Annotated in this window: 1 pseudogene; it reads left to right on the top strand. The window is 59.9% G+C overall.

Annotated elements, in window-relative coordinates:
- Nucleotides 1–249 (top strand): annotated as a pseudogene (locus C482_RS22965) (eCIS core domain-containing protein); the annotation flags it as partial.
- Nucleotides 250–1,922 lie beyond the last annotated feature (1,673 nt).

Raw genomic sequence — 1,922 nt, 5'->3', positions numbered from 1 at the left:
AATTCGGGCGAGTACGATACTGAGAGTTCGGAAGGCCAGCATCTGCTGGCCCACGAGCTGGCGCACGTCAAACAGCAGAACGGCGGTGCGTCCATCTCCATGATGCCCAAGGAGGGCGCTGATCTCGAAATCGATCCAGATCCACAACTCGAGCGCGAGGCCGACGAAGCAGCCGAGCAGGCATTGTCGGGCAAGGAGCCGCTGGTCGTCAACCGGATGGGAACTGACGTGCACGTCCAGCGGACTTCGAAGGCAGTCACCGCGAGCAACGCGAAGAACATTNGCGACCTGCGAGAGACGGTCGGTCGCCACGACGAGACGATCAAAGAGATCGAAACTGCCCGCGAGGAATTTGAGGAGTCACTCGAACAGGACCTCGACGGGGAGTCACTCGCCGAGATCGAGGCGGCAGCCGAGCAGTCGGCGGGAGCGGAGTTCGCCAAAGGTGGTGGTAAGGGCCTGCTGAAACGGCTGGCCGCCGGCGGTGCTGGCGTCGCCACCATGATTGGCCTCGGTGCCAGCGACCCGACGGCGCTGGCCGATGTCCTCCCGGTGGTCGCCTCGTCNGACGCTGCGCTCTCACAGGGTGGTGGTGCCACGCCCGAAGTTGTCGCCGAGACCGTGGAAACGAAACTCGCCCAGAGCGAGGACTTCGCCGAGAAGATCGCCAGTAACGACGCCCTCGCCGAGGCACTGGCAGGCAAGGAGGCGTTTGTGGATAGGGTGGCCGATCTGGTCGCCGGCAAGACTGGTGCCGGTGAAGAGAGCATCGAAGATGTTCACGGAGGGGACTAATTATGGAAGCTACCATCTTCGATGAAACTATTCACAAGGGTCAACAGCGTATCGGCGTTCGTGTAGTTGACAATAATAGCACTGAACACGAACTCTCGATCGACAAGTACGGCGAGATCCATATTCATGAACAAGACGGCTACCCAGACGTGCCAAGTGAACGGTCTCCTGACGGCGTACGCAACGTAACACAGGCCCAGCAGTACGCCAAGTACTACGCCCACAAGGAATGTGGCTACCCGACGATTTCACTGCAGAAAGACCCCGACCGCATTACGCTCGTCGCACTGATCGTCGCAGCGATGGACACTGAGACGTTCGAAGAGTACTTCGGTGACTTCTACCAGCAGTTCCGCCACCATCACGAAGACGAGGATCCAGCCATCGAAATCCCGGATGACCTCTACACCGAGGATGTCTTCTACTACTACACGACGGAGATTTTCCTCGGCCTGGACGAGACTGCCGAGGCGGACCTAATCGAGCAGCTTCAAGACGAGACCGTCCAGGAGTATCTCGAGGAAGCCGAATCAATCACGGGAAGCGGCGACGTTGCGGCCATCACCGACGAACTCTCGGCGTTGGCTACCGAGCACGGCTTTGGTGGCGGTGAACTCCAGACGCTCGCACCCGAGCAGTGGATCGAGACGACCTCGGAGCTGCACGTCAAGTGGGAGATCGGCGACGAAATTTACGGCGAATTCAACGGCAAGCCCGCCCTCGACCGTGGGCCGGACGCCGAACTGGAGTTAGTGCCCCACGAGCCCGAGTCGATGGAGGCGCTCCAGGAGTACGCAGTGCACAACCNCCTCGACCGTGGGCCGGACGCCGAACTGGAGTTAGTGCCCCACGAGCCCGAGTCGATGGAGGCGCTCCAGGAGTACGCAGTGCACAACCTGAAGTGCCAGATTCGGGACTGTTACGTCTACATGGGCGTTACGCCGCCGGAATCCGTCCGAGTCACCGGACCGGGCAAGAACCTCTTTACCGGGCTCTACCAGCGATACGACGGCTGGCAACCGTACTACGACTCAGACGCTGACATCAACTGGGAGAACGTCTAACGAACTGGTACGTTCTTTTTCGCTGCTTCCGAATTATGTACCAATTCCTGATTGATGGCGACC

The organism is Natrialba chahannaoensis JCM 10990 (genome assembly GCF_000337135.1).
GTDB lineage: Archaea > Halobacteriota > Halobacteria > Halobacteriales > Natrialbaceae > Natrialba > Natrialba chahannaoensis.
Note: the sequence above shows the minus strand (reverse complement) of the source record. Positions and strands in the feature narration are given on the sequence as shown.